36 protein-coding genes and 1 tRNA gene are annotated in these 26,212 nt (G+C 40.5%); 3 read left to right on the forward strand and 34 right to left on the reverse strand.

Annotated elements, in window-relative coordinates; all coding sequences use genetic code 11:
- Nucleotides 1-280: 280 nt before the first annotated feature.
- The 28 genes from BKK47_RS02585 to BKK47_RS02720 form a co-directional block, all read right to left on the reverse strand.
- Complete coding sequence (locus BKK47_RS02585) at nt 281-553, reverse strand: hypothetical protein (protein ID WP_077493363.1); 273 nt, start codon at nt 551-553, stop codon at nt 281-283.
- Nucleotides 538-1,140 (reverse strand): phage tail protein, encoded by a 603-nt coding sequence (locus BKK47_RS02590; RefSeq protein WP_077493364.1) that lies wholly within the window; start codon nt 1,138-1,140, stop codon nt 538-540. Before BKK47_RS02590 ends, BKK47_RS02585 begins: the two co-directional genes overlap by 16 nt.
- Entirely contained in the window at nt 1,131-2,741 is a 1,611-nt protein-coding gene (locus tag BKK47_RS12660; RefSeq protein ID WP_244149100.1) for a tail fiber protein, read from the reverse strand. The genes BKK47_RS02590 and BKK47_RS12660 overlap by 10 nt, the downstream gene beginning before the upstream one ends.
- 9 nt (nt 2,742-2,750) lie before the next feature.
- Entirely contained in the window at nt 2,751-3,326 is a 576-nt protein-coding gene (locus BKK47_RS02600; RefSeq protein ID WP_077493365.1) for a DUF2612 domain-containing protein, read from the reverse strand.
- Entirely contained in the window at nt 3,326-4,468 is a 1,143-nt protein-coding gene (locus tag BKK47_RS02605; protein WP_077493366.1) for a baseplate J/gp47 family protein, read from the reverse strand. The genes BKK47_RS02600 and BKK47_RS02605 overlap by 1 nt, the downstream gene beginning before the upstream one ends.
- Nucleotides 4,468-4,830: a contractile injection system sheath initiator gene (locus BKK47_RS02610; protein WP_077493367.1), complete on the reverse strand. Its 363-nt coding sequence runs from the start codon at nt 4,828-4,830 to the stop codon at nt 4,468-4,470. Before BKK47_RS02610 ends, BKK47_RS02605 begins: the two co-directional genes overlap by 1 nt.
- The gene (locus BKK47_RS02615) at nt 4,827-5,471 is read right to left on the reverse strand and encodes a Gp138 family membrane-puncturing spike protein (RefSeq protein ID WP_077493368.1); all 645 of its coding nucleotides are present in this window, start codon (nt 5,469-5,471) and stop codon (nt 4,827-4,829) included. Before BKK47_RS02615 ends, BKK47_RS02610 begins: the two co-directional genes overlap by 4 nt.
- On the reverse strand, nt 5,468-6,337 hold the full coding sequence (locus BKK47_RS02620; protein ID WP_077493369.1) for a phage protein: 870 nt from the start codon (nt 6,335-6,337) through the stop codon (nt 5,468-5,470). The genes BKK47_RS02615 and BKK47_RS02620 overlap by 4 nt, the downstream gene beginning before the upstream one ends.
- Nucleotides 6,337-6,639: a phage baseplate plug family protein gene (locus tag BKK47_RS02625; protein WP_059366230.1), complete on the reverse strand. Its 303-nt coding sequence runs from the start codon at nt 6,637-6,639 to the stop codon at nt 6,337-6,339. The genes BKK47_RS02620 and BKK47_RS02625 overlap by 1 nt, the downstream gene beginning before the upstream one ends.
- Before the next feature lie 5 nt (nt 6,640-6,644).
- The gene (locus tag BKK47_RS02630; RefSeq protein WP_077493370.1) at nt 6,645-7,424 is read right to left on the reverse strand and encodes a phage baseplate protein; all 780 of its coding nucleotides are present in this window, start codon (nt 7,422-7,424) and stop codon (nt 6,645-6,647) included.
- Nucleotide 7,425: 1 nt separating this feature from the next.
- Complete coding sequence (locus tag BKK47_RS02635) at nt 7,426-9,540, reverse strand: phage tail tape measure protein (protein WP_077493371.1); 2,115 nt, start codon at nt 9,538-9,540, stop codon at nt 7,426-7,428.
- Nucleotides 9,541-9,696: 156 nt separating this feature from the next.
- Nucleotides 9,697-10,104: a phage tail assembly chaperone gene (locus BKK47_RS02640; protein ID WP_077493372.1), complete on the reverse strand. Its 408-nt coding sequence runs from the start codon at nt 10,102-10,104 to the stop codon at nt 9,697-9,699.
- Nucleotides 10,104-10,535, reverse strand: coding sequence for a phage structural protein (locus tag BKK47_RS02645; protein ID WP_077493373.1), 432 nt, complete (start codon nt 10,533-10,535; stop codon nt 10,104-10,106). The genes BKK47_RS02640 and BKK47_RS02645 overlap by 1 nt, the downstream gene beginning before the upstream one ends.
- Nucleotides 10,536-10,587: 52 nt before the next feature.
- Nucleotides 10,588-12,096 carry a DUF3383 domain-containing protein gene (locus tag BKK47_RS02650; RefSeq protein WP_077493374.1) on the reverse strand — a complete coding sequence of 503 codons (1,509 nt, stop codon included), beginning with the start codon at nt 12,094-12,096 and terminating at the stop codon, nt 10,588-10,590.
- Entirely contained in the window at nt 12,096-12,608 is a 513-nt protein-coding gene (locus BKK47_RS02655; RefSeq protein WP_244149101.1) for a phage neck terminator protein, read from the reverse strand. Before BKK47_RS02655 ends, BKK47_RS02650 begins: the two co-directional genes overlap by 1 nt.
- Entirely contained in the window at nt 12,532-12,903 is a 372-nt protein-coding gene (locus BKK47_RS02660) for a hypothetical protein (RefSeq protein ID WP_077493375.1), read from the reverse strand. The genes BKK47_RS02655 and BKK47_RS02660 overlap by 77 nt, the downstream gene beginning before the upstream one ends.
- The gene (locus tag BKK47_RS02665; protein ID WP_077493376.1) at nt 12,900-13,346 is read right to left on the reverse strand and encodes a hypothetical protein; all 447 of its coding nucleotides are present in this window, start codon (nt 13,344-13,346) and stop codon (nt 12,900-12,902) included. The genes BKK47_RS02660 and BKK47_RS02665 overlap by 4 nt, the downstream gene beginning before the upstream one ends.
- Entirely contained in the window at nt 13,347-13,703 is a 357-nt protein-coding gene (locus BKK47_RS02670; RefSeq protein ID WP_077493377.1) for a DUF4054 domain-containing protein, read from the reverse strand.
- A gap of 9 nt (nt 13,704-13,712) precedes the next feature.
- A complete protein-coding gene (locus BKK47_RS02675; RefSeq protein WP_077493378.1) occupies nt 13,713-14,618 on the reverse strand; it encodes a major capsid family protein in 906 nt (301 codons plus the stop codon).
- A gap of 28 nt (nt 14,619-14,646) precedes the next feature.
- Entirely contained in the window at nt 14,647-15,096 is a 450-nt protein-coding gene (locus BKK47_RS02680) for a structural cement protein Gp24 (RefSeq protein WP_077493379.1), read from the reverse strand.
- A complete protein-coding gene (locus BKK47_RS02685; RefSeq protein ID WP_077493380.1) occupies nt 15,096-16,193 on the reverse strand; it encodes a DUF2213 domain-containing protein in 1,098 nt (365 codons plus the stop codon). Before BKK47_RS02685 ends, BKK47_RS02680 begins: the two co-directional genes overlap by 1 nt.
- 98 nt (nt 16,194-16,291) lie before the next feature.
- Nucleotides 16,292-16,495: a hypothetical protein gene (locus BKK47_RS02690; protein WP_158074737.1), complete on the reverse strand. Its 204-nt coding sequence runs from the start codon at nt 16,493-16,495 to the stop codon at nt 16,292-16,294.
- Nucleotides 16,496-16,549: 54 nt separating this feature from the next.
- Nucleotides 16,550-17,932 carry a phage minor head protein gene (locus BKK47_RS02695; RefSeq protein WP_077493381.1) on the reverse strand — a complete coding sequence of 461 codons (1,383 nt, stop codon included), beginning with the start codon at nt 17,930-17,932 and terminating at the stop codon, nt 16,550-16,552.
- Entirely contained in the window at nt 17,853-19,157 is a 1,305-nt protein-coding gene (locus BKK47_RS02700) for an anti-CBASS protein Acb1 family protein (protein WP_077493382.1), read from the reverse strand. The genes BKK47_RS02695 and BKK47_RS02700 overlap by 80 nt, the downstream gene beginning before the upstream one ends.
- A 2-nt stretch (nt 19,158-19,159) precedes the next feature.
- The gene (gene terL, locus BKK47_RS02705; RefSeq protein ID WP_077493383.1) at nt 19,160-20,623 is read right to left on the reverse strand and encodes a phage terminase large subunit; all 1,464 of its coding nucleotides are present in this window, start codon (nt 20,621-20,623) and stop codon (nt 19,160-19,162) included.
- A complete protein-coding gene (locus BKK47_RS02710; RefSeq protein ID WP_077493384.1) occupies nt 20,562-20,972 on the reverse strand; it encodes a hypothetical protein in 411 nt (136 codons plus the stop codon). Before BKK47_RS02710 ends, terL begins: the two co-directional genes overlap by 62 nt.
- Before the next feature lie 19 nt (nt 20,973-20,991).
- Nucleotides 20,992-21,690, reverse strand: coding sequence for a ParB N-terminal domain-containing protein (locus BKK47_RS02715; protein WP_077493385.1), 699 nt, complete (start codon nt 21,688-21,690; stop codon nt 20,992-20,994).
- The gene (locus BKK47_RS02720; protein WP_077493386.1) at nt 21,680-22,969 is read right to left on the reverse strand and encodes a putative antirestriction adenine methyltransferase; all 1,290 of its coding nucleotides are present in this window, start codon (nt 22,967-22,969) and stop codon (nt 21,680-21,682) included. Before BKK47_RS02720 ends, BKK47_RS02715 begins: the two co-directional genes overlap by 11 nt.
- 115 nt (nt 22,970-23,084) lie before the next feature.
- Between BKK47_RS02720 and BKK47_RS02725 the strand changes: the two genes are divergently transcribed.
- The 3 genes from BKK47_RS02725 to BKK47_RS02735 are packed head-to-tail and all read left to right on the forward strand — an operon-like array spanning nt 23,085 to nt 23,990.
- Nucleotides 23,085-23,378 (forward strand): hypothetical protein, encoded by a 294-nt coding sequence (locus BKK47_RS02725; RefSeq protein WP_077493387.1) that lies wholly within the window; start codon nt 23,085-23,087, stop codon nt 23,376-23,378.
- A 13-nt stretch (nt 23,379-23,391) separates the two neighbouring features.
- On the forward strand, nt 23,392-23,769 hold the full coding sequence (locus tag BKK47_RS02730; RefSeq protein WP_077493388.1) for a DUF488 family protein: 378 nt from the start codon (nt 23,392-23,394) through the stop codon (nt 23,767-23,769).
- A complete protein-coding gene (locus tag BKK47_RS02735) occupies nt 23,766-23,990 on the forward strand; it encodes a hypothetical protein (RefSeq protein WP_077493389.1) in 225 nt (74 codons plus the stop codon). Before BKK47_RS02730 ends, BKK47_RS02735 begins: the two co-directional genes overlap by 4 nt.
- A 47-nt stretch (nt 23,991-24,037) precedes the next feature.
- On the opposite strand, the gene lysC is transcribed toward BKK47_RS02735, so the two are convergent.
- From lysC to BKK47_RS02765, 6 genes are all read right to left on the reverse strand, one after another.
- Nucleotides 24,038-24,280 (reverse strand): Rz1-like lysis system protein LysC, encoded by a 243-nt coding sequence (lysC, locus tag BKK47_RS02740; RefSeq protein ID WP_244149102.1) that lies wholly within the window; start codon nt 24,278-24,280, stop codon nt 24,038-24,040.
- Nucleotides 24,225-24,572, reverse strand: a complete 348-nt coding sequence (locus tag BKK47_RS02745; RefSeq protein ID WP_143529571.1) for a DUF2570 family protein — start codon at nt 24,570-24,572, stop codon at nt 24,225-24,227. Before BKK47_RS02745 ends, lysC begins: the two co-directional genes overlap by 56 nt.
- A 112-nt stretch (nt 24,573-24,684) precedes the next feature.
- The gene (locus BKK47_RS02750) at nt 24,685-25,227 is read right to left on the reverse strand and encodes a lysozyme (RefSeq protein ID WP_077493390.1); all 543 of its coding nucleotides are present in this window, start codon (nt 25,225-25,227) and stop codon (nt 24,685-24,687) included.
- Nucleotides 25,220-25,459, reverse strand: a complete 240-nt coding sequence (locus BKK47_RS02755) for a hypothetical protein (protein ID WP_077493394.1) — start codon at nt 25,457-25,459, stop codon at nt 25,220-25,222. The genes BKK47_RS02750 and BKK47_RS02755 overlap by 8 nt, the downstream gene beginning before the upstream one ends.
- Nucleotides 25,460-25,538: 79 nt before the next feature.
- Nucleotides 25,539-25,614: transfer RNA gene (locus tag BKK47_RS02760), tRNA-Arg, on the reverse strand.
- Between the two features lie 151 nt (nt 25,615-25,765).
- The coding region (locus BKK47_RS02765; RefSeq protein ID WP_143529572.1) for a S24 family peptidase at nt 25,766-26,212 on the reverse strand (447 nt) is incomplete at its 5' end.

Here is a 26,212-nt window from a genome sequence, read left to right on the forward strand (position 1 = left end):
TTTGACCCACGCCTTAGAAGTTCTCTATATATTTTTTATAAAGACAAAAATTTACATTAAAAACAATGACTTGCAAAGCTAATCATTTTGCATTTTGATAGTATTCTACATCTATTTACCTCATTTCACACCTTTTACGTCACATCTACGACACACTCTCCATTACTTCATATCAAATTACCTTACTCATATTTTTCACAAGAATAGGACAACCAAGATTGACGCGTCAAAGAAAAAGCACGGCAAAACTACCGCGCTTTATTAATATTCAACTTTTTCATTATGCAAAATCCTGCGGATACTGTTTGCGTGAAATCTCGCTTTCATAAGCGGTTTTACAGTGATTTTTGTCAAAGAACAGCCCATTAATCAGGCGATATAAGACGCACCAACGTTTTTTAGGTTTACTTTGCGTTAATATAGCACGACGATAAGTGCGGCTGGATAATGTTTCATCTGCGCCACCGCCCGTGATAGCGTTAAATAATTGGTCAATCGCAATAATGACGTGATAACCCCAATTCTTCATTTTTTGTTTTACAGTTTTTGCCATTGTTCAATCTCCTGTTCGATTTTGTCTAAGTCTTCCAAGGTTTCAGCTTGTTCGATATGGGTTTCAAAATTTTGTTTAATCGCAAAAAGTTTACCCATGACGATAGCAAACAAATCCGCCTTTTCGATGACTTTCTTTTTCAACTCTTCAATGCTTTTTAAGTCGTCACGACCCTCGAAGATTTCAGTTAAAATCATTTCCGGCAATTCATTTCTCGCTTCACGTTCTTGGCGGTAAAAACTATCAATCTCGGCTTGCGAATACCCTTGCAGATATTGCATTTTAAATTGATCGGTTTTGTCCGCAATGCGTTGTAAAAGGGTTGTTTTGCGTTGGGTGATAAGTGCGGTTATTTTGGTTTTTGAAATAATCCACTCACCATCTTTTAATTCGTGAGCCGGACTGGGTTGCGGCTCAAGCAGTACTGGGGTTCCTTGTTTATCACTGACGATTTGTTTGCCCTGCGCTTGCCCTTCAAGCAATTCAACATACTTTTCTTCGTTGATTTCGATTGCACCTTCCGGCACAAACCCGCCAAAATCATCATTAAAAAATCCGTCTTTAAAATAAATTGCCATTATCTCCATCTCCCGATTGCCAAAAATTGCAAGCGACTCAAACCTTGATTAGGATGACCATGCTCATAGTTATACCAATATAATGTCGTGTTTGTTGATTTAGTAAGTATATTTACTCCTGCATCATGATAGTCCTCTAGAGAGGTGGTAATGCTGCCAAATACTATGGGTTTACCAATAAAAGACGTAGCCCAAGTTAATTGTTTTTGCCCATAACCGCCCAGAGCGGAGTTGGTACCAAAAATATCATTGAATTCGACGAAATAAGTCTGAATCATCGTTCCGTCTGGATAGCGACGAATTTCAAAATTACCGATTTTTTGATAAGTGAAATCCTCAACTAACGCCACTGTGCCACCTTTTGCCGGCAAATAAGTTTCGTGTGAGTCTTGTACCCAGAACTTCCAACGTTTGTCCGGTAATGACTCAATGCGGCTGTCCCAGTTGCCGGCTTTGCCTTTGCGGTGAATATTGATTCCACCGTATTGACTATCACTAACGGTTGTTTCCACATAAGGACGGTTGTAATAATGCACGCCGCCTAACTCGGTATAGTCAATTTTCAATTCCAATCCTTTTCCACTTGGATTCCAGCGGAACTGAATATTGTTATTTGTCGTTAAATTTCTGACATAACCGTTTCCGTTTTTAAAATCATTGATTGTATTTAGTGCAGTTGTGCCTCGGTCATAAGCGAGCTTCGCCGCACGGCTTGTCGCCACAGTATCGGTCGAGCTGCTATCAACTGCATTGCTTTTCTTGTTGTTATTGATGTAGTTGGCAAAATTTCGTGTGTTTGAATCGGCGATTGATTTAACTCTTGCAAGTTCTGTCGGAAAATTAAGCCCATCCAATCTTTTCCATTCGTTCCAATCGTGGTTGTGCCAGCGGGTTCTAGCCCATAATTCGCCGTTGTCCGCATAATAAACTTGAGAGCCTAAAGTACCGTTTGAATAAACGTGTAATATCCCCCATTGATAAGCATTGGCAGGAAAATTTCTATTTTTTGTTTGTGCTTGCTCTAAATAAAAAATTTCGTGCCTGTTATTTAAAGTATTTAAGTCACCCGAAAAATAATTTCGGTTAAAACGCACTGCTTCGTCTGCTGTACGTTGAGCATTATCGGCGGCTGTTTTGGCTTCCGCGCCTTTGTCGTAAGCCGCTTTAACCGCTTTTGGTGTTGCCGCTTGCGTTTCGCTAGTGCTGTTCGTGGCGGAATTTAACTGGACTATGCCTGATTGCTGAAGCGTAGCTTTGGCTATCTCCGTTAGCGTGAATCCCCATCGTTGCCAATCAGCAGAATTCACCTCTCCTGGGCTACTATTTTTATTCGCTGTTAATGCTTTATAACTTAAGTTTTTATGCTGCACAAAGGCGCCTTTAGGATAATCCTGTGTTGCTGACCATTCCGGCAAACCACGCTGCATTAAGTAACCATATTTTTCATCTATTCGTTTAAATAAGTAGTTAAACCATTCCATTGGCGGAATGCCGCCTGTTTGCTCAAAAGAAATTCCCCACCCTCTTGGCAGATCGGGAAAATTATCTACTTCACCCTGTTTCGCCTCGGAAGCAAAAATGTGTTCATCTGGTTTATTGTGTAATGCCATAAAGCACCTCTATTGGAGTTGAAAAATAATTTTCGTTCCAGCTTGTCGCGGAAGAATATCAAGATGATTAATTGCGTACTTTACAAAGTCTGTCGATAAACCATTATTCACGGTCACAGTCACGGTCATATTTAAATTATCTACCACTCGACAATCGACACCTAAAATAAAATGGCACGCTTCGATGATGTTCGGTAGCGTGCCTATTTGATAATTTTTAACAATTCGACATTTTATCAAGAAACGATAGTCTGCATCGGATAACCGCACAGAATCGGCGAGAGGATCTCGTTTTCGGTACCACCGCCCGCCTCCTTGTCTTGTTCGACTAAAACCCATTGCATTTTGCGCATTTTGAAAACCGAAGAACTTGCGTAACTGATAACCGTTGATAACTCGCGTTTGCCCTACATGCTTGCCTACTAAATCAAGCTGATCGCCTGTTGCGGTTTCGATATTGAGGACATCTTGCAATTGATATAAATCAATAAACCCCTGTGCAATCACATTTTCTAGCAGTTGGATTGTGGCAAGAGCTTTTGGTTTGCCTTGGTATTGCCAAATTAGCAAATCGGAATAAGCCATTATTCCACCTCAATACTAATATCTGTACTCAAAATGCGAGCTAATTCACGCGGTTGCAACACCACATTTTCTGCTTTCAACGCTTGTCCTTTGCGCGCAATTTTGAGCTCTTTAATCCAGAAACCGCCAACTTGATTTATCGGTGAATAAAGACGTGAGAGCGAGACGGTTTGACCAATGCTGAATTTTTGCGCTGTTAGTAATCTCTTAATCTCATCTTTATCAATTTCAGTAAAATCCTCATATCGAACACAGCGCATTGAAATTTGAATATCAACAGCTACTGCGCGATCGAAACGAATTAAACGAGGCTCATTATCACGCCGCAAAGTCACTTCAGTTGAGCCTTGCAATCCCACACCCGCACCTTTGTTATAATAAATAACTTCTGCAATTTGGTTGTCTTCGCCCCCCTCTACAATGATATTGAGAGAGTGTGGTTCGACGCCTAATTTGTCACGTTGATTACTATTATTTTCAAGCGTGCGGACTTGCTCAACATCTGACAATGCTCGGATTTTAGCTGTAATAGCCTCAGCCGAATTCGTCGCATTCTTGGTTCGGCTTACCCAGAAACGCTCTCGCAACTGCTGATCAGTTTCTTCTTCTGCGCCAATTTCCGCATTTTCAAAAGTAGTTGCGCTATTAAATCCAAGAGTTACCGTTTCAATCGTTAACTTAGTGTTTTTCGCAAGATTAAATGCACCTAGTTGTTCACTGCGAAAATCAGCACGCGCAGAACCGTTGCTATCAAGTTGTACATCAACAGTCAAAACCCAGCGCACTTTATGAGGATCTGAAACGATAATACCGGCATAAAGTGGTGTGTTTGGTTCACCTGTCAAAATCACTGACCGCAAATAGCTATAACTTGCGCTCCTACGCATTAATCCGGCATAAGCCACGCGCTGCTCAAGCCACGTTCCAGTGGCTACATCAGGATCGAGCTGTCGATAAACATTTTCAGATAACTCCTCAATATCCATTCGAATTTGAGCGAGCAACCCCACCATCTGACCGTCTGGCGTATTTGGTGAAAGGTCAATATTTTGGCCGTATATTTCGCGAAAACCACTTTCTAACTTTGCCACAATGTCATTTAATCGCTCAATTTTGATTCCTTCGATTGTCAGCTCTGCCATTATTTACCTCTTGATTCGTACTGTGCGGATTGCTCTTGTCCGTAAATATCTTGATAGCCGATAGTGATTTTTAATTGTCGCGTATCAGGATCAAGGTTTGATTCATATTCCGTAATTTTCGCTACACCTTCTGTTTGTAGCACATGTCGCTTAATACGGATTTCCCAATCGCTCAGATTGACATTGCGCCCCATTTGCTCAAGCCACGGCAAGCCATGATCTAAGTCTAGAAACCAGTCATTAGCAAATGACCAAAGGCGTGTTTGCACGTTCTGCGCAATCGATTCAGATTCCGATGCATAATTCGCAAAGCCTTGCCCGAATGTCCAATCATGATTTTTATCTAACCGTCTCACTCTCATTCCGGCTCTCCTGTTTTGCCACCGCTATCGCCTGAGTGTTTGTGCGATTTGCCCGATTTACCCGCAGCCATCACATCAACATCACTTGATATAATGCCTGTTGAGCTGTATTTGCCTTTTTGTTTTGTATCGCCATTATGCTCAATATTGCCTTTGATTTTAATTGAGCCATTTTCGATGCGAATATAAGTGCCGCCATCAAGCGTTTGCATTGATAAACCACCGGTAAAAAAGCTTTTAATGGTTCTAGGGGTTGAACAAATACCGGGGATAAACATTGCATCGGATAAATCATGCAACCTAAAATCAAGTGGTAAAGATGCTTCCGAGCTTTGCCACCAGCCATCAATGCAACGTTCGGAGAAAATAGCAATCCCTTCATCACCTGCTTTTAACGGAAAAGTTACCGCAAACCCTCCACCGCGCGGAAAGCTCACCGGCACATCAACCAAAGGCGGAATATCCGCACCACTTCCATCGGACAACTGCATTTTAATTTGTGCTGCAAGGGTAACTGTTTGTTTTGACGGATCAAAACTCACGACCTTTGCGGGTAATGCGGTGTGCAGATTTAAGCGATCTTGTTGAATTTGTAAATCAGTCGCCGTTTCCGGTGTTGCTAAATCTCTTGAATAATTCATTTCTTTTTATCCTTTCCCTTGCTTTTATCCGATTTACTCTTTTCTTTTTCGACTTTTTTGAACTTGCCACCGACTACGATCATTTTACTTTTCCAATTTCCGCCGATACCATCGCCACTGTGTATCAGCTTCACAACTTTGTAATCACCGTTAAAATACTCAATGATGGATTCCACTCGCACTAATCCGCCAATTTGTAATGCTGGATTAAGTAAACAAGTTACTTCTAGCCCTTCATCCGTTTGCTCCGGCGCGTTAATCATCCCTGTTTCTTGTGAGATTAAGACAGTATCATCATTCAGCACTTTGTCCTTCGGTAAAAACACCAACGAACCATCTTGAATAGACCAGTCCGCGCCATTGTTACGGGCAATTTTAGTGAGAATATCTCGGCTATTGCCATTCAATACTCGTCCACGCGGAAGTTTGCGCTGGTTAGGAATATCCATTGCGCCAGAGTTCACTTTTGGCATTGTCTTTTGAACCTCTTCAACAATTTGCTTATCTGTCGCACCGGCTTTCAATGTCGTTTTCGTGCGTGATTGTGTATAGGCTTGATAGCCATCTGCACACTCTAACGTAAGGATAAAATCCAACCCCTCGCGCTGAATCCGTGTTTTGGTAATATCTCCAGCGTAAATTTGACGTAACTCACCATAACCAACTGATAGCGAAACTTTTTTAAAATCTTGGCTTAAAATTTGGTTGATATGATTTCGGTTAAGATTCCACACTTGGATTCTTGCTGGATTGGGCTTTTCATTAATGGTTTTGTCGATTTCAAATGCTACGCGGAGTTGCTCAATGCTTAGCGTTTCTTGGTCATTGCCAATATCAAGTTTCCACTGCCTGCCGAACTGTCTCATTATTTCTCTCCTATGTACAGAAAACAGCGTGTTCCTAAATCACTTACGCTTTCAGGATCTAATTGAGCACCACTCTCATCTTCAAGGTAAAAATAATAGGGCTGGATTGATCGCGATAAAATCGGTACACCACAAGCAAGAGCTTGCCCTTGGCAAATTTGACGTTGATTCACTGGTTCATAAACATCCATTGCCCAGAAATTTCCTACGCTATTAAAACGCAAGGTAATTCTAATTTTCACGCCATTAAATTCTATCGTTTGCTCTTGATAGGGTGATGATGTGAGAGGGATTTGTTTCATCTTAACTATCCTTTGAAAATGTTAAAAAGTGCGGATGTTTTTTTCGGTGCTTTTTCCACGGGTTGTGTCATGCCTTGTTGGGTTTTGGTTGCCGATTGTGTCGCCGCGCGTCCGCTTTTATCTTTGCCTGCGGCGGAGGTGCCACTACTTGTGGTTTGGGTTTCGACAATAAAAATCTCTCGCGCGGTAATCGTGAAAGTGGCACTGCCGTCTTGTGATTGATTAACCGCAATAGACTGTATGAGCATGTCTTTGTAAAGATGTATACCAGTCTGAATATCAATTGTTTCGCCGGACTTTTGACTAGCGAGCAAGTCCGCATAACACTGTTGCACCCTACCATCGCCACCAAGCGAACTATCCAACAATCCCCCCAGTGAAAAATCCGGTAAAAATGGGGCGATTTTTCGCGCCCCATTAATTGCATCGCTAGCAGTTTTAATAATGCTTGCACTTTGACTAAGTATACGCCCCGCTTTAGCTAAGGTTTGAGCGGTTTTTGTTACAACATTAATCGGTAGCGGCAAACGATTTAAAAAATCAACACCTCCACGAATATTGCCAAGATATGGAATATCCGCACTAAATCCGTTATGGTCGTGATCAACCATAATGCCGTTAATCGCCACCTGTTTAGGTTGAATAACTGCGTGATCTGCGATTGCAGCCCCAGATTCAATAGGATTTTCAGTAATGGATAAATTCGACTGATGATCTTCACTCGACACAACATCAAACGTAATCTTGCCAATTCGACGATTGGATACTTGAACAAAATTAAGCATACTACCCCACAATAGGTGACAATTGATTATTAACCGCTCTCACCACTTGGTCGGCAATCATCTTAGGATTTTCAGTGCCTTGAATGTTTTGCGTAATAGTGATTTTGTTATTGCTATTCTTCACGCTGTTATCAGCATTTGATGTTTGTCTACTCACGCCCGCGGCAGCAACTTGTGGCGACGCTGTATAAGATGGATCAAACATCATTGCATCATAAGCTTGCGTATTTTGACTCACCGTTCCCGTTGGCACAGATTCATCACTACCAAACCAACCTTTCACTGTATCAACAATCGGGGCAATATATTGATCATAGTAACCTTTCACCCAATCAAACGCCTTCCTGAACGGATCTTTAATCCAGTCTGTGACTTTATTAAAACCTTTTTCAATAACATCTAAATCAAGTTGTTCTCCGGTAAAAAGATTCCATAGCCCAATAACAAGTGAAAAACCAAGCTCAAACGGTAGTTTGATTAAATCAGTAACAAGCGATAATGTTGCACCAATCGGATCTACACTGAAATTATCAACAAAGTTTTGCCATGTGGTTTTGACCCATAAAAGTGCGGTCTTAAATGGTTTCCAGAAGTCTCCAAGTGCGGTCTCACCACCCTCAAGATAAGTGATGAAATCATCGACAAGTAGGAATAAAGCAGCAATCGCTGCAATCACTAAACCTATTGGGTTAGTTGCAAACGCAAGCAACATTTTGCGACTAAGCCACAGCAACGCTGCACCCACAATATAAATCGCTGTTTTCCAGCCGATAGTATGCTCAACTACGTTGTCAATAGCGGCGGCAAGCTCAAACAAAAATGAAAGTACTTTGCCAAAACCATTTAATACCGTTTTTACAAACTCGTTATTTTCGGTAAACCATTTTGTAAACCGCTCAGCGAGCCGTTGAATAGAAGGGGCGATTCTCAGCGCAAGATATTCACCGATAGCAGTTAGGACTTGAGAAACTTGAGTTAATGCATCTTTAAATGCCGCAGCGGTTTCCGCATTTTCAGCATTACCTACGCCAAGTGTCAGCGCATTTGCGAGTTCGATTTGCTCCCGTAATTCGTCATTACCAAGACGCAAGGTTTGGATCATTGAACCATCAATGCCGAGCTTAGCAAGCATCGCAATTTGCTCTTGCTCACCCATCTTCTGCATTTTGTCAGAAATTTCCCCCAGCATTTCGCTTGAGGTTTTCACATCGCCGTTGGCTTTCTTTGCGCTTAATCCGTATTGCTCAAAGGATTTAGCCCCTCGACCAATACCAGCAGCCGCTTCACCAATCACCCGGGATAATCCCACAATTGACGATTGTGCAGCTTGAGCAGAAGAGCCATTTACCTCTGCTACTTTTCCAAGAAGATAAATCTGATTGGCAGATTCATTTGTTACCGCAGCAAGTTGTTTGATTTCATCAAGCGCATTAAGATTCGCATCAACAAAGTTTTTTACACCTATAGTCGCAGCATAAAAAGCCGCACCAAAGGCAGCAACTTTGAGCGTGGTTTTACTAATGCTTAATCCAAGCAATTCAAACTTTTCGATTAGCCCATCAGCACCGTATTTAGTCGCCCATAGTCTAATCATTTTATTGGCTAAATCGTCCGCACTTTCAGCATTTTCCTTTTCTGCTTCTGTATTTTCACCGACTGCTTTTGTGTCTTGCTCGACCGCTTTTTTCTTCTGCTCAATTGCAGATTTGAGCCTACCGATAACAACGCCAACGTATTCTGCGCCAATACCGGTTTTTCTTAACTCTTGCTCAAGCTCTTCGCTATTTTCAATAAACCCTTCACCAAAAGCAGACAGCAATTCGTCACCTTCAATGAGTTTATTTATCCAAGCGTCTAATGCTTCATCTTGTGAGAGATTTTCGGTTTCGACCTGCAACTTTTCGAGCGATTTAATATATCCGGAAAACTCCGGCATATCTTTAACCTGTTCGGTTGCTTCATTTACCGAATCTTCAATGGCTCGTGCGAACTCACCCAAACTTTCTGCCGCTTCTTCTGTTCCGTCACCAATCGATTTAAGAAATTTCTCAAACTGTTGTATCGCTTGGCTGTCGGCATCAATTCCGATCTTAATCAATAATTCATCGAGTAGCATTGCGTTGCTCCATTTGATTCATTTCAACGATTACCTCATGGAAAGATAAAAGGTCGGCTATTGAATAAACCGACCTTAACTCATTAAGTGAACAGAAATTTTTAACAATTGGTGTAAATACGAACCAGTCAACCTTACTTTCAGATTGATTTACCTCTACACCTTGAGATTGTTCGCCATACTGTTCAGCAATCCACCCCCACCGATAAAAAAATCAGCGAATTGATACATTAATCCCTCTTTCAATACTGGAATTAAATGACCACGATATTGATTAAAGTGACTATCAAATCGTTCAGATAGGCGATATTGTTTGCCGTCTTGTTCACAAGATGTGTGTTTTAACACAATATCTTCTAACGCTTTCACACTTGGATCACCAAGATTAGCCAGTACAGTAGTTAGCACATTTGCACCGAGTTTTTTACCGTCCCCTAAAGAAGATAAATCAACCGACTGCAACAGCTTCATCGCATTTTTTAAGGCAGTCCACGCAGCCATCGCATTAGCCGGTGTCATTGTGTAGGTAACGTTCTCAATAGTGATTTGTTTTGATTGATCCATTATTGCACCCCTTGTTCAAGGTTAATTGTCATTTGCTCAAACACAATCGTCCATGTTTGTGCATTGTGACCATTGCCGCGCGTGTATGGTGTTGGTGTGGTGAAGTAACCTTTTGTTGCCGTCACTACATCATCATTGATAAGATCGCGAATCGCCAAAGTAAACGGCATAAAGGTTTTAATACTGTTCTTTTGTTGATTAAACAGCTTATTCAGATAGGCATTATCCGCTGAGTGCTGCTTGATTTTTAATGTCAACTTACCGGATTTATCAGGGTTTGCGATAAAAACGCCCGTGCCATTTGCACCGATAATCAACTGTCCTGCATCAACTTGATTAGTTGCATTGATCACATCCGAACCATCTGACCAATCTGAAATTTCTTTGCCGTCAAGCAAAACAACAACTTGTTTTGGATCGAAAATTGCCATAGTTTTCCCTTAAAAAAATAAGCCAAGGCGGTAAACCTTGGCTTTTTAGTTATTATCGATTGTAATTAACAATCACATCACTTGAATGGATTGCACCGGCTAATTTCACTGCCGTTTGAATCGGTGTTGCGCGACGCTGTTCACGGTCACTATCGGATAATGTATCCATTGGCGCCGCCCACACGTAGTAGCCTTTTTCAAGATAGTCACCAGTGTTCAAATTACCGAAACTGTCACCATTCCAAACACCAGGTGCGAACGCGCCATTATTGATACCTTCTAAGCAAACTTTTTCCACCGCGGAAATTAAAATTGCTTGACCTTTATCAGTGAGCGGAATTTTAGTTGGTGATTTGTACAAGCGAGCGAACACTTCTTTCTGTACTGCATCGGTAAACCAGTCCAAAATCACGATTTCATCAGCAAATTTACCGCCCATCACCGTACCTTCGGCAATCATCGCGACATCATCAAAATAAGTATAAACATTGATACCCAGGCGTTTTGCTTTCGCAAATTCGGTTGCAGTGATTTCATCTGCTGTAATAGTCGGTTGCTGCTTAAATTTGAGCGTTAGCGTTGAATTATTTGCTGCGAAGTTGGTTGATAACAATCTAGCCAACGCGGAAGATGCAGGGTAAAGGTCGTTTTTGTCAAACATTGCCAACGTATGATCTAAGCCCGCATCATACAATTTCTTGTACACGTTATCCGGCGACCATTCCAACTGACTTTCGCGAATCACATTTGCACCAAACATTTTTTTGTTGGTTTGAGCATATTTCGCGGCAGCTTCCACTTGCGCATCAGTCAATTGCGTGGCAAACGTAAATCCATACCAACTATTCTCCACTTCCTCGACATTAAACAATGCCTCTTCAAGTTTTTCGGCTTTGAGTGAAACTTGGTTTTTACCGATTTCACGCTCCGCTTGACCATCTTCAAGCTTTAACAATCCACCGATATATTCGCCATCACCTGATTCATTGATGGCGTAGAAAATCTGCGTATCTTTGTTCTCGCCGCTTGATGTTGTTTCAATAATAAATCGATTTCCGGTCAAATCATAAGTTACACTCACATTAACAGAAAGCTCAGTCAATTTTTGCTGAATTTGCTCAGCGATCGCATTGAAATCAGCTAAACGAGAGAAATTTAAGCCTTCTACTTTTTTAATTTCAGAGCCAACCGTTACCGAAAAACGACCATTTACAACAGCTTTGAACGTTTCCAAATCATCGGATAAGGTCGCTCCATTTAATGTATTGGCGGTCGCTTCAATTTCCATTGCCGATTTTTGCCAACGGGCAACAATGAGCTGTTTGGCTCTTGGGCTTTGGGCAAAGAACGGTAAGGAAGCCTTAGCCGTTTCTGAATTCGTACCGAAAAGCTGTTCCACTTCCTGCTGATTTTGTACATAAACATAACGGGTATTAGCATCATTAAATGCATTCCCTGCCTCTGGCGTAAATAACGCCACCACGCCAAATTCTTTGCGTGCAGCAGATTTTGGTACGGTGTTAAGCTGCACATTAACAACGTTACTGATAGAAAGTGCCATTAAATAGCTCCTTTGATAGTTTGTTGAATAGATTGATTGGTGTAGTGATCTACTTGTTTAATCGGATCAAGCGGCGTAGCAACAATATGATGATGAGAAATAACGCAATCAAATTGCCCTCGTTCTTCATAATCCGCTCCAACCGTCGCGGTTAGATTTCGCACATCGGAAAAACTGACAATGCCGGCATTCATTGCTTTAAGAGCAGAAAGGGCATTAGAGCTTTGCAACAGTGTTTTTAACTTGGTCGCAATCGCAAGGCTATTGTTGCCGTAACAGGAAATACTTATCGTGCTTTGTAGGCTAGAGATGATGTATTCGGTTGTGCCGTCAAATTTACGCCGACTTTGTCCGATTTCTTGGCTAAATAACACATCAACGGTGATGAATGCCGATAAATGATTTTCTGGTAAATAACCGCCAATTACCGACCCATCAGGTAACTGTAAAGCCGTTTGAATCCACTTTCGCAGTCGGCGAATGTCTAACGCCGATTTGGTTGTAGTATCCATAATCCCCCCATTGAGCAAGTTCCTTGATTTTGTAATCATTGCCACGAAAACAGACTAAATCGCCGATATTTAGCGGTTCAAGGGTATAGATTTTCAAACTTGGCAAATAACGCTCTTGTTCGTTAAGCAGTAACATATCATTGTGCGTGGTTGGCATTACGATCGCCAATAATTCCAACTCCTGATAGTCCGCATTAAAACCTGAAGCCGAATGTTCGCCATTCAATCGCTTTACCTTAACCTTGCGAGCAAATTTACTGTTGTTAAATCGGGCTGATTGATTAATGAGGCTCATTTGACGATCCCCCTGATAGATTGCCGCATTTTCCCAGTATCAATTAATGGGCGGCTTGATTTCTTGCGGCGAATGGTTGATTTCGCATTGGGTGTCCAATTTCCGTGACGGATATTTTTTTTCACATCTGCTTCAACAACTAAAGCAAGGCGTTTGTAACATTCATCAACAGAAAGGTTTTGTTGAAAAAATTTAACAAAAAGTGCGGCATATTTTTCTTGATTTTCCGTTAAGGTTTGGCGTAGAAAAGGGCGAGATGGAATATGTCCATCAACAGATCCAAATTCTAATACCGCTGCAAGTGATGCCATATTAAAGCCATTTTTGACTTCTGGATTTTCGTTCTCCGGCACGCCTACATACACCGCCTTTTCATTCAGTGTTTTAAGCTGTGCCAAAAAATCTTTCACACCGTCAAGATTACCGCTAATCGTTACTGCCATTTATGCCACCATTACCCCAATTCCAACCAGCTTACGCAAACGTAAGTATTCCTGCCCGTAAGCTGTCAGTTGATAATATTGATCCGAACCGTCCATTGTTGGCACGGCATAGCTCACCGATAACTCGCCGGCACTTTCACCGGCAAGATTATGATGAGCGTTGCCTTGGTTTTCACTGGTATCAAGCCGCAATCGCAATAAGTGGGCAGTTAATGCCATTACGCCACGTTGATACAATTTCCCCCAACGCTTTTGGCTGATTTCGCTTTGTGCGTCATCAATAAAAAGACCGACAAGATTAATGTCGGTCTGATTAAATTCGGGATAACGCTGCAAAAACTCTTCTTGTAATGGCATTGTAGCTCCTTAATAGTCAATATAAAGTGCGGCGTCAGGCTCTTTGAAGTTGACCCCACCAAACACCATGGTTAAACCCGATTGATAGGTTACTAAGTCTTTTTTGTCTGCACCAATCACTGTCGGCGATTTTGGCACATTCATTTCCACATAGTTTTTATCATTGGTATAAACAATGGCACGGGTTTTCCCTTCGCTGGCTAATTTGCCGAAGTTAGAAGGTAAGGCTTCAATTTTAATCGCTTTACCTGCCGCACCCTGTAGCTTTTCTTCCAACCATTCAAGGGCGGATTTGTCTGAATTTGGACGTTCTAACAAAGCAAGGTGAGCCTTATCTGCGCTATCAATCGCAAAGGTGTCCGGCACGGCGATACGGTAAGTTTTTTCTACTGAGCGTAGGAAAATTTCTTCAAAGAAATCGACGGCTTTTTTATAGTCTAAATCACCTACTTTGCCCTTGGTTGTCGGCTTGTACACTTCAATTTTGTCGGAATTGAGCAAGCCCTGTAAGCGAGTATCCCGTGCGTGACCTAAAAACGCTACCTTTTGCAGGGTTTGATGTGCGTTTTGGTTCAGGGCATAGAGTTTTTCCGTATTCACCGAAACGCCTAATGCTGCCGCTTTTTTCAATTCAAATTCGTGCCATTCCACCAATTTCATCCAAGTGACTAATGGTACTTTGGTGTGGTTGAAGGTAACACCCACTTGATCGAACACGCTAGTATTCAATGAAATCAAGCCGCTATCTAAATCGCCTGTGACATCAGAGCTGAAACTCAAAATTTCATCGGCAAGTTCGCTACCGCTTGAATTGATAAATACGAACTTTGGAAACACAATATCAGGGTATTTGGTGCGGTTAATGCCGCTTTGTACTTCGGTTAATGCCGAACGTAGCACATTAATATGTGGCATAGTTTATTGTTCCTCTTAAATTAAATCGTTATAAACGGGTAATTTCCGCAATGCCGTCTGCGACGGTGATGACGGTAAAATCGGTGGTAATGCCGTTTGCTTCATCGGCTTCTGCTTGGATTGTGCCGGCTTCTTTGCCGTTATTGGCAACTGCCACAACCACTACTTTATTGCCTCGGGAAACAGTAGCATCTTTGGCAATTTCCACCCAAATGCTGTCTGCGGTGCCAATATGCATCACATCACAGAGTTCGCCTTTTGGGGTTTCATCTTTGATGATGTTGCGCACCACAACGCCTGCGAGTGTATCAGTTTTTGCTGTTAAGGCTTTTACTCCGGTTTCGCCTAACGCCACAAAACGCCCTGCAACTAGTGCCGTATCGGTTTCGTTCATATAAGCGATTGCTTTGGAATTGGCTAATCCCCCTTTGCCAATATTGCCTGCGGTAGCGGCTGCGGTATTAATTGCAAATGCCATTATTTTGCTCCTTCGTTGTAAGAGTTGAAATCAAATGAGGTTGCCGCAGGGTTACTATCTTTTAATAGCACATTACCCAAGGCACGATCTGCTAATTTTTTCGCTGTGGCTTTCGCTGCTTGATAAGCCCCTGCCATTTCCTCATCGGACAGTTTAGCAGCCTCGTCTTTGGCAAAAATTCCCGTGGAAATTACCGCACTTTCTTGAATTTCACGCACGGTAGCAGAATCCTTGAAAGTGACATCAGCAAAGCTTGCTTTCGCATCAGCTAAAAGCTCAACACGTTTTTGTTCACCTTCGGTGTTTGCTTTGGCATCTTTCAACTGTTTGTTTTCCGCTTCAAGATCGCTAATGCGTTTTAACAAATCGGCATCTGCCATTTTTTTCTCCTTCTCTTCTTCGTTTTTTTCTTCCGGTTTCGCTTTAGGATCTTCAGGCTTTTTACCTTCTTCCGGTTTACCCTCTTTCCCTTGCTCTTCATCTTCTTCAATCTGCTTTTTCTGTTCGTCTGATAACTTAATACCGAACGCACCTAAAAATGCATCAATGAATTTTTCTGTTTTACTCATAAATGTTTTATCCTCATCGGCAAGTTTGACTTCTCCACCGCAGCGACCCTTTGCCACAATCGCTACATGGTTGCCGATCATCGGCGACATCTCAAAATCTGCATCTTGCACAGTTGACGGTTTAATGTCGCAATCGTACCCGCAAGATAATTGTTCAACCCCCTGCTCCTGCACGGTTTTAATGGCATTTTCATCATAAATCCATGCTTCCGCTGTTAACTCATCGCCAACACGTTTTACGTTACGAACCACGCCCACAGAAAGCTGTTTCCAGTTTTTCGCATTCACATCTTCTTTCGGGTGACCAATGGTCAAAGTGGCATTCTCGAAACTTTTGATTGTTTCATCGCTAAACAAGGATTTTTCTGTTCGAGCGACTTTCTTAATGCCATCTTCTTTCAAGCCAAGCTCCGTTGCCAAATAATCAAATACCCCCACCTTGGAAATTATTGCCGGCACGACTAAAAAACCATCTTTTGTGATGGTTCGCTGTGTTTTGGCTTGTTCTGTTTTATCTGTGAATTTCATTATTTTCTCCAATAAAAAACCCGCCAATTCAAGCGGGTTATAAAAATTCAACAAAAAGACCGAACTGTATTGTGACAATTCGACCGTATTGGATAAATTTACTGCATTAATTCTTCTGTTTCTGCCTCTGAGATTAATTTATCCATTTTTTCCACAGCTTCATCAAAGCTTACATCGCCAGTAAAACGCTTTTGAACCCGATAAAGCACGGCCTCTCGTGTACCAAATTTTGTTTCTGCAGTAAGCAATTGATACATCCACATCATTAAGTATTCAGATCGCTTAATATTTTCACTATTCATGTGGCGATCGAGGTTTCTTTTATAAATGTCAGGGTCAGTATATTCTTTGCGCATTTAAAGCTCCTGTAACTCAATGAGCAGATACTCTTTTTTTTGGGTTCGTTTAAGCACTTTAAATTTTGTTCCTGATCTAAATAATACCTCATACTCTAACGGGAGAATACTTATTTTCTCAATAATCTTACCGTTCTTACTATGAATAAGAAGTCTATGAGGACGTGCAGAATCAAACCGCTCAAATTCATCACGACTTGAGCTTACAAATCCTTTTTCAGTAACAATTTCACCAACAGAGTATAGTGCCAACACTTTCTCTGGCAAATCAACATCACGCCATACCTTACCTTTATAAGACGGCAATTTATTTAATGCACGATTTAAGATCCGGGCAAATGATAATGTTTTTAAGCTAGGTTTGTTACTGCGCAAGTCAGCGTTAATTTGTTGTGCGGAATGTCCTGTATATTCTCGCAATATCACCGCTTCAGGTTTAGATAAGTTACGGTTCTTTACAAATGATAATGCAACATCGTCTTTAGCAATTTCCTTAGCCTGAAAATCAAACGCCTCTATTGCAATCGCCTTACCGGCATCTTGCTTCTCCAACTGCTCATTGATTTGCTTTTCGTGCACCTCATCAAACACAGCAATCTGAACACATCGGCAGTTTATATCATGCCCTGGGTGTCCGGTGTCTTCAGGTGGATTGGCATATTCAAAAATCTGCCCATCTTTTTCAGCATGACTATCTCGCACACGCTCATCACCAGCAGTGCTCCACATATATTTTTTAACCCCCAAATCTTCATGGCGGGCTTGTGTCAATGCGGCATTAAATTTTGATGTCTGATCTCGTGCAATTAATGCAGCACGCTTTTCAGATACCTTTGCGATTTCCTTAATTTGAGCGGCTAAATCTTTAATATCCCCACCGGATAAAACAGATTGGGTCACCACATTGTTGATTTTGTTTAAATAATCTGCCTGCAAATTAGAAATAAGAGAAACGTTCCATAATTGCGTCATCTCCAACTTCTCTTTGATATTCGGGCTATTGTTTAAATACGTTGCTAAATCAACGCCTGTTTGATTTTTAAGATTTGTTGATACTTCCCTTTGGTTTTGGATATTGCCACGGCTTACAAACCCTTGAGCGATGTATTCAGCCTCAGAAGTGCGGTCTTTTTCTTGGTATTTTTTCAGGTAATCCAATAAATCCTGTTTACTGATCGCTTGGAACCCATCAGCACTATCCATAAAAAAAGGACTTTGCGGTTGTTGCAAAGCCCTTTCAATGTTGCTCGTCATATTTTTAACGAATGCCTTAATCTGTTGATGATACCAAATTTCTGTCCGCTTACTGCTCTTGACCGGCTTGAATTTCCGTACCTTCCATCTCTTCTGATTTTTCAAAATCTCCGGCAAATTTATCAACATTATTCATATCCTCAATATCTTCGGCAGAAATGTTGGCAAATAAACCACTTTCTTTCAGCTCATTTGCTACTTGAGTTTCGTTTAATATGCCATTTTGAATAAACACATTAGAGGCCGTCGCAAATGTATTGAGCATATTGATTTGCTGCTCTTGCGATAGCTCTTTAAGCGGTACAAATTCAAACCACCAATCTTGCGGATAATGCCCGAAAGCCATATTGCACAATAACGGATCAAGCCGTTCTAACACTGGGCGTAATCGCTCTTCTTGGAGGCGGTGTATGCTTTCGTGGTAGTTGTCAATATCTTCCTGACCGCTGGCAAATCCTGCCGCACTTTGCCCGAATAAAATCGTCACCGGCATATCAGCGGCACCGGCTACGGCGTTACGAAATTCCACCAATAAATCTTTCAGCCCCGCAAAGCCTAGCTCTTTTTGCTCGTATTCATTTTCAGGATCAAGCAATAAGCTATTGGTGGCAGATTTAATGGTTTGGACTGCACTAATGGCTTTTGCTACCTCTGCCTCCATTCCTGCACTGATTTTGTCGGAAAGCCCAGCAATCTTGAAAATATCAATTTTGCTTTCAAAGATTAAATCACCAATATTGGTGCTAGCACCATCAAATCGTTTTAATGCCGAAATCACCGCCTCTAAATCAGAAATCCCCCAAATATCCTCATCAGATAAGGGGGATTTTGCTGCGTTGAGAATAATTAACCTTGAATAATGCACACTTAATGCATCATTGATTTGATAGTAGGAATAACCGGAGAAATTAGGTGAAAGCACATTAGTATCCCGCTCCCATAAGGGCGATACTTTCCATTTAGGCAGAATAACCAAACGCTTTATTTGTTCCGTAGGTTGCAGTGGCGTGTTCATATTTTGCGTATCAGTTACGATTAAAATCGCCACTGAACCGTATAAACTCGCCCAAGATAACGCCTCACCAAGTATTTCACGCAGTTTTAGTTTTCGCTCTAATTTTTCAAAGGCTTCAAGTTGCCGTGCCTCTAAATCGTTTGAATACACATCACGCCAACGGCGAACCATATCTTGCGGTCGTTTTATACAAATTTTACGGACCACCCAATTTTCAGTCCAGAGTGCGTTAAGCTGTTGTCTATCTTCAGTAAGGGGCGCACTTCTAACATAGCTAGTCGCTTCCTGCTTTGCACCCAGTTTTAAAGCAAGAGATTGTAAATTGTCGTTGATTTTCATAATTAGCAATCCAGTAGGGATTTAGGTTTTCCAAGCAAATCAGCAATCGCCATTACAAGGCTGTCAACTTGGTCATCGTGAGCGTGGCTGTCTGTTGCAGTAAAGGCTTCACATTCAGCAATGAAATCTTTAACCCAATAGGCATTTTCAGGCAGACACACATAACCACTTTCAATATAACCTTGAACGCCAAGCACTCGGGTGTATTTATCGGCATCAACCTGAATAGCTTTAATCGGTATTCTTGCTTCACGCTGAATGCGTTGAATTAATGACGTACCACTTGCTTTATCTTCAACGCTTACACGCGAAAGATAGCCGGTATTTCGGATTGATTTGTGATGATTCCAAACATCTTTGAGCTTTTGCTCAAGTTCAGGTGCTTCCCACTTTCCCCTAATCACATCAAGAATATAAACCTTGCCATCTTCCCCCTTGCCGGCAACAAGAAAGACGGAATAGTCGTTATGTTCTTTGGTTTTTTGAGCCGTATCAGCATAAATACCTTTGATTTTAATAATCGGTGGTACTTGATAACGAGGAAACCAAGCCCCTTTGATTATGCCACCGCCTTTGCTTGTAGGGCGTTGCTGGTACAAAGCATTCCAAGTATGAGAACCCACCGCTTTTTTTATCTTAATCAATCGTTCTAAATTAAAGCGTTCAGGATGAAGCGACTCGCCTTCTTTGCGAAATTCCTCATCTTGTTCGGCAATGGCAGGAAAAGAAACAATTCGCCACTGATCGCCGTCTTTTTTCATTTCTTCAATTAAACGACCCGCTAAATCATCTTCGTGCCACCTTGTCATTCCAAGCAGAACGCCACTATTAGGTGATAAGCGAGTATAAAGCGTTGTGGTGTACCAATCCCAAATGCTATCTCTAACGGTTTGTGAATTGGCTTCTTTGGCATCTTTTACAGGGTCATCAATAATGGCGATATCCGCCCCCATTCCCGTTATACCACCGCCAACACCGGCAGAGCGATAAGCCCCACTATGTCCCACAATTTCAAAGATCTCACTGTTTCTAAGAGCTTGTCCTGAAAGAGTTGCTATTCGCTTATTATTTAACGAAGATTCAGGGAAGATATGATAATAGCTTTCATCATCCATAATCCGCTGTACATCCCGGTTCATACGAGAGGCTAAATCAGCAGAATAGGAACAGGCAATGATTTGTAAATCAGGATCTTTGCCAAACGCCCAAGCAGGAAAGCGGCGACTAAACAATTCACTTTTCCCACTGCGTGGCGGAGCGAATATCATTAATCGAGGTTGTTTACCTGCTTTTACATCTTCATAGAATTGTTGTAATTCTTTGGCTACAATTTGATTAAACCAACCTGTTACAAAATCAGGTTTGGTTTGAATCGTAAAGTAGAATAATGAGCGCTTGGATTTCTCAATTTGTATTTGCCTTTGAGTTTCCTTTATCGAGTAATTTTTCAAGTTGTTCAAGCTCATCAAAACTTAATCCTGATAAATCTATTTTTTCCGGCGTTTGAGTTACCTCAGCTTTGATTTCGTTAATTGCAGTTTCTTTCCAACCGCCACGAGTTTTTAAATAAAAAATCATTGCTGATGTATCACCGTCTATTGCTTTTTTAAATAAGCGAGCGGCTACCGCTCCAACAGATTCAATTCGAGCAGTTTCAAGCTCCTTCCTAAAATATTTTCGGACGGTTTTATCAGAAATCGGCTTGCCATATCGGTAAATGGTTTTTGCTACATCTTCAACTGTAAATCCTGAAGCAGTTAGCTGATATACTTTTTTTCGCTCTTCAGTTGTCGGTTCAAAATTCTTTCTTGCCATCTTTTTTTATACTCGGAATTTATGGATGATTTTCTTCGTCAAGTTGAGACAATCGCTCTTGAGCCAACCTAACAACCGCTCTTATTGCTTCGGTAGTATTTAGGATATTCAAATCTGCTTTAACTTTGAACACAACATCAAATAATGAATTGAAATCAGACATATCGGCAATAAGGTGTAATCTTTGAGATTTTTTCTCAATTTTTTTCAATGCATCGCAAAAAATCTCTTTGTCACCTTGCAGAAAGTGTAAAATCACCTCTTCTTCTTTTGGTGTTTCAAAAGTCATTGCAGCAAGTGCCAATTCATCAATTTTGAACATTTCATCTGTAACACCGCTATACATTTTAAAGTCGAGATTTTCAATTGAATCATAAAGCGACTTGAGTAGATTCGGATCGTCTTTACCCGTTATGCTGTTATGCGAAAGCTGTAAAGCAATTTTTTGATCGTGATTCAGGGGGGATTTAATTACGATTACCTTGGCTGTTTCAATACCTGCTTTAATTGCCGCTTGAACCCTATGATTACCGGAAATAACCTCACCAGATATATCACCGTCATAAACCAATGGTAGAGAAGTTAAACAACCATCATTTTTGATATTTGAAACAAGTAGATCGAATTCCTTCTTATCCATATAACGGGCATTATTAGCAAGCAAAGTTAGCTCTTTTAAGTTTCTTTCTTCGATAACGGTGATAAGTTTATTTTCCATATTTTTTTAACCATTCTAAAAATATTTGATCTATTGAGCCTTTTCTGACTTCAGATGAATAGTTCAAAAAGCCGTCTTTTCTTGCATCTAAGTGAAATATGCCACGATATTTCATCGACACCGGAGCCTGTGTAAACGCTGTTGTATGAATACGTTCAATTTGGATAAAGTAACGTTTATTGATATGACTAATGACTAATTCAGATGTTGCTAGCATTGCAACTAATTTAGATAGCTTGCGTTTTCGTGATAAGGAGAAGTCACTGAGCATATAGATATTCCGGATCTTATCTCCAAATTGTGGCAAGCTATAAATTGCACCGCCAATCAACATATCGTCAAGGTAAAATAGAACATTGAACATCCCATTTTTATGATTAATACCTTTTGCAAGGTAAATATCTTTAAGGAAATTCATTGCCTCTGAGGTAGCAATAACAGCTTTGATCTTAGATTTCTCATTAATCAAATCAGGATTAATTGGATCATATTTGAACGGACGAAACTTTTTGCTATCTCTACGCAAACTGGATTTCTTTTCGCTAGAATAGATGTAAATAGGTTTATTATTTCCCTCGTACATCATAGTAGGTTCAACATCTTCGTATCGCTGATCTGAGAAAAAACAAAAATCCATTTTGTCATCTCTTAACTGATAAATTAAATCGTGAGTATGCTTTGGATCGTAGATTTCATAACTTGGCTCGTCTTCCCAGTCCACGTTTTCATTAATGATTTTATAGATACGCTCATAGCCGCCTTTATAGGTTGGGGCGAATACCATTACGCCATTTCCTTGCTGTTTAGCATTTTCGATATGTTGAACAAAATCTCCCATAAAGAAAGAATTAATTTGAATCTGCTCTAAATAGCGTTTAGCCCTTTCTTTATTACTGGCAATAATATTCTCCAATTCACGGTGTAAAAATTCTCTACGAGCATTACAGTATTCATTATCTCCTTTGTATTTACTAATTAATAATGCATAGGCTAATAATGCAAGTTGAGTTTCTGCATTTTGAGTTAAATACTCATTCAGATATCCAAGATCATTTTTAAAGGTAAATTTTGTACTACGCCCGGTTCTATTTAACCCAACGATAGAACTAATTAATGATACATCGTTACTATTAATTGGAATTGTTTTACTTATATTTCGGATTGATTGTTCAATACGGAAAGAACCTGAACAACAAATATTAACCTCTCTCCATTTGCTTAAATCTACGTGTGATACTAACTGTTGAGCAACTTGCTTTGGAACACTACCTACAAACATACATAACCTATTGAAAAATATGATTTTTTGCAAAAAAAACTCTTTACTTGGGTAGTCAATAAAGTATGATTAACTCATTGATAAATAATAGTTTTTTTTACAAAAGGAATAAAAAATGAACGTGGCAAATATTATTTTAGAGCAGCTTGGCGGAAACGCTTTTATCACTATGACAGGAGCTAAAAATTTCCTTGATTTGAAGGATGGATTATTGTTTGCCTTGCCAAAAATTAAAGGATTAAAAATAAATAGAGTGAAAATCAATGTTAATAACAATGATACTTATGACGTTTCATTTCATTGCCAAAATGGATTTAAAAATAAAATTATTTCTGAATTTCAGGATGTGCTTTGTTCTGAATTAAGAAACTTGTTTGAACAACAAACAGGATTAACCACTAAACTTTAACTGGGAGAAAAAAATGAAAACATCTTATTTTGCTAAATATAAAAACGGTGATGGTGCAATCTCTATTGCGACTTACCCTCCAAGATATTTAAGAGGGAAAATCGTGAGTTATCCACCATTGGCACCTCAATTTAATTTCAGAATTCCATACGATGAATATGTTGTTAAATATCAGGAACAACTATCCAAATTAGATCCCCAAAAAGTTTGGGATGATTTACATCAACTTGCTAACGGTGCTGAACCAGTTCTTTTATGCTATGAAGCTCCACCATTTGATAAAGTCAATTTTTGCCACCGCTTTATGGCAGCAGAATGGTTAGAAAAAGAGCTTGGTGCAAAGATTATTGAGTGGACACCGAACACCTACCAATACAAGGATTGGAAATGATAAAAAAAACCGATTTAGTAAAATCACATATTGCAAAGGGCGAATGGCAATCCGCCCTTAAAATTGCTAGCAGATTCAGAATTTTATCAAAACAGGATAAAGACGATCTTGTTAGAGCTTTTGAGTGTTATCACAACCCAAACTTTTATCAACAACTAGGGTTTGATGCTGAGCAGTTAAAAAGAAAAGGCGTATCAGTATTAATTAAGTTATGGGGATAACCACATAAAGAATTTATAATTTAAATAACCGCCCGATAAGGGCGGTATTATTTTTGAGCATTCTCAACCTGCCACTCTCTAATCTTATCAATCCGGTTTAAGCATACATCACGCTCACGTTTGAGAATGACAGCATAGTGCATGACATCACCATAGGTGCTACCACTGAATGAGGTTTTGTCTAAGTGAGAAATAAACGCCGCAGGTAAAATAGGACAAGCTGTTGTTACCGGCTCATTCTTGGCGCAAGAAGTCGATAACAGAGCGAGGAGCATTGCTGTTATAGGCATCACTGCTTTTCTCTTGAGCAGAGATAGATTTAATAACTTCATTGGCTTTGTTCCTTGATTCTGATTCTTGTTTGCTGAGCTCAAGTGTCAGACGTTGGTTTTCTTCCTCCGCCGATTTAAGCTGAGAAATGACTGCACTTTGTTTTGTGATAGTTTGGGCTTGCGACTGGTTCTCGGCTCTTAAATCAGAGATTGTGTTGTGCTGAACCCATAACCAAAAGCACAAACCCAAAATAAGAAAAAGTGCGGTCAGTTTTATCGCACTTTCAAATCTCGTAAAGATATTTAGCATTTCAACCCCTAAAATGTGAGCAATCCTAAAAAGAGAAACCAACCCCAACCGGTAATGCCATGAAAAGCAAGAAAACCTGCTGCAATAAATAAACAGGTACTAGGCAAATATCTCATTTCAACTCCATTAGGCATAACTGCCGTTCTTTATCTCGTCTAATTTCCAACCCACGTAATTTCTTACCGCCGGCATAAACCCACTTCGGTAATTCATTACACGCCCCGATATAATCACCTGCGTTAGCCTTGCGGAACATTGTTGATTTACGCATTGCACCACAACCCACGTTAAATACGATGGAAGTCATGGCATCAAATGTGCCTTGCGGTAGATTTCTACCATTGCCATATTGATTCACGCAACGTTCTGCTATGCGTAAGTCATTCGCCCAGCGGTCAGCAATCTCTTTGTCCGTGTAACGTTTGTTAGGATTGATTTTCTCACCACCATATTCTGTCGAACCGATACCCACCGTTAATACATCAGACGGACATTGATACGGGTCTCGACGACAGCCTTCCGCATTACCGATAATTTCCATTCCCTTTTCACTAACCCGTAAATCAGGGTGTTCTGTCTGTACTATGCCAATAATGGCGGCGACACTACATACCACTACACCACCAACCGTACCGGCAATTTTTAATCTACTCATCTCTTAATTCTCGCTTGAGTTGCTGCACTTTAAGTGCGTGAATCTCTTCTTCCCGTTCTTCTGCTCGTTTTCTTGCTCGACCTTCAGAACATTTTGAATAAAGATTAACTAATGCCGTCAAAATACCAATAGCAAGACTGAGCAGCATTAGATTTTGCTGGTCGCCTAACCAAGCAAGTAAACCGGAAAAGCTAGACCAGAAATAACTTTGGTTTCCCGGGTCTTTAAACATATTTCTCATACTCCGCCCCCTTTTCTTTGAGGCAATAAAAAAGCCCCAAGCATTTATGCTTAGGGCTGTATCAGATTTATGGCACTCTGTACCGGAATCGAACCGGTATCGATGACTTAGGAGGTCATTGCTCTATCCTGTTAAGCTAACAGAGTAATTTTATAGGTTACGACCTAATAAAAAGCCCCGACTGTATTCAATCAGGGCTTCTAAAATTCATTCGTGCGCTTGCAAGGTGCTAAAACCGCACTATATGGAGAATTCTATATAGTCAGGGTCGCCTAGTCAATAACTTTTTAGAAAAATTTACAAATCACGGCTTTTCATTTCAATCACTCGAATACACTTACCGAGAAATGTCACTCTAACTTGGTTGTTCTCGGCAATATCAAAACTTGAGCCAACATCCTCATTCATCGCTTTTGCCCGTAAAATACCGTCAGGAGATTGAAACAAGCGTCTTACATAAACTTCATTATTCATTATGAATAGATAAATTCCTTCGCCTGCGTATTTATCGTGCGCTGTATTAATTAAAATAATATCTCCTTTATTGATAACCGGACTCATAGAATCATTGAACATCGTGATCATTGAAATACCTTGAGTATTTCTTAATTTAGCAATCTCAATCAATCCGTCATCCGAAAAAACAAGGCTTTCAAGAAGATTGTGAAAATCACTATTGATCACGCCTTGGGTGATCGGCAAATTATTAACTGTTGCATTTTCTACCGCACTTTTTTGTTTTTC

The sequence above is a fragment of the Rodentibacter mrazii genome, assembly GCF_001998825.1.
Classification (GTDB): Bacteria; Pseudomonadota; Gammaproteobacteria; order Enterobacterales; family Pasteurellaceae; genus Rodentibacter; species Rodentibacter mrazii.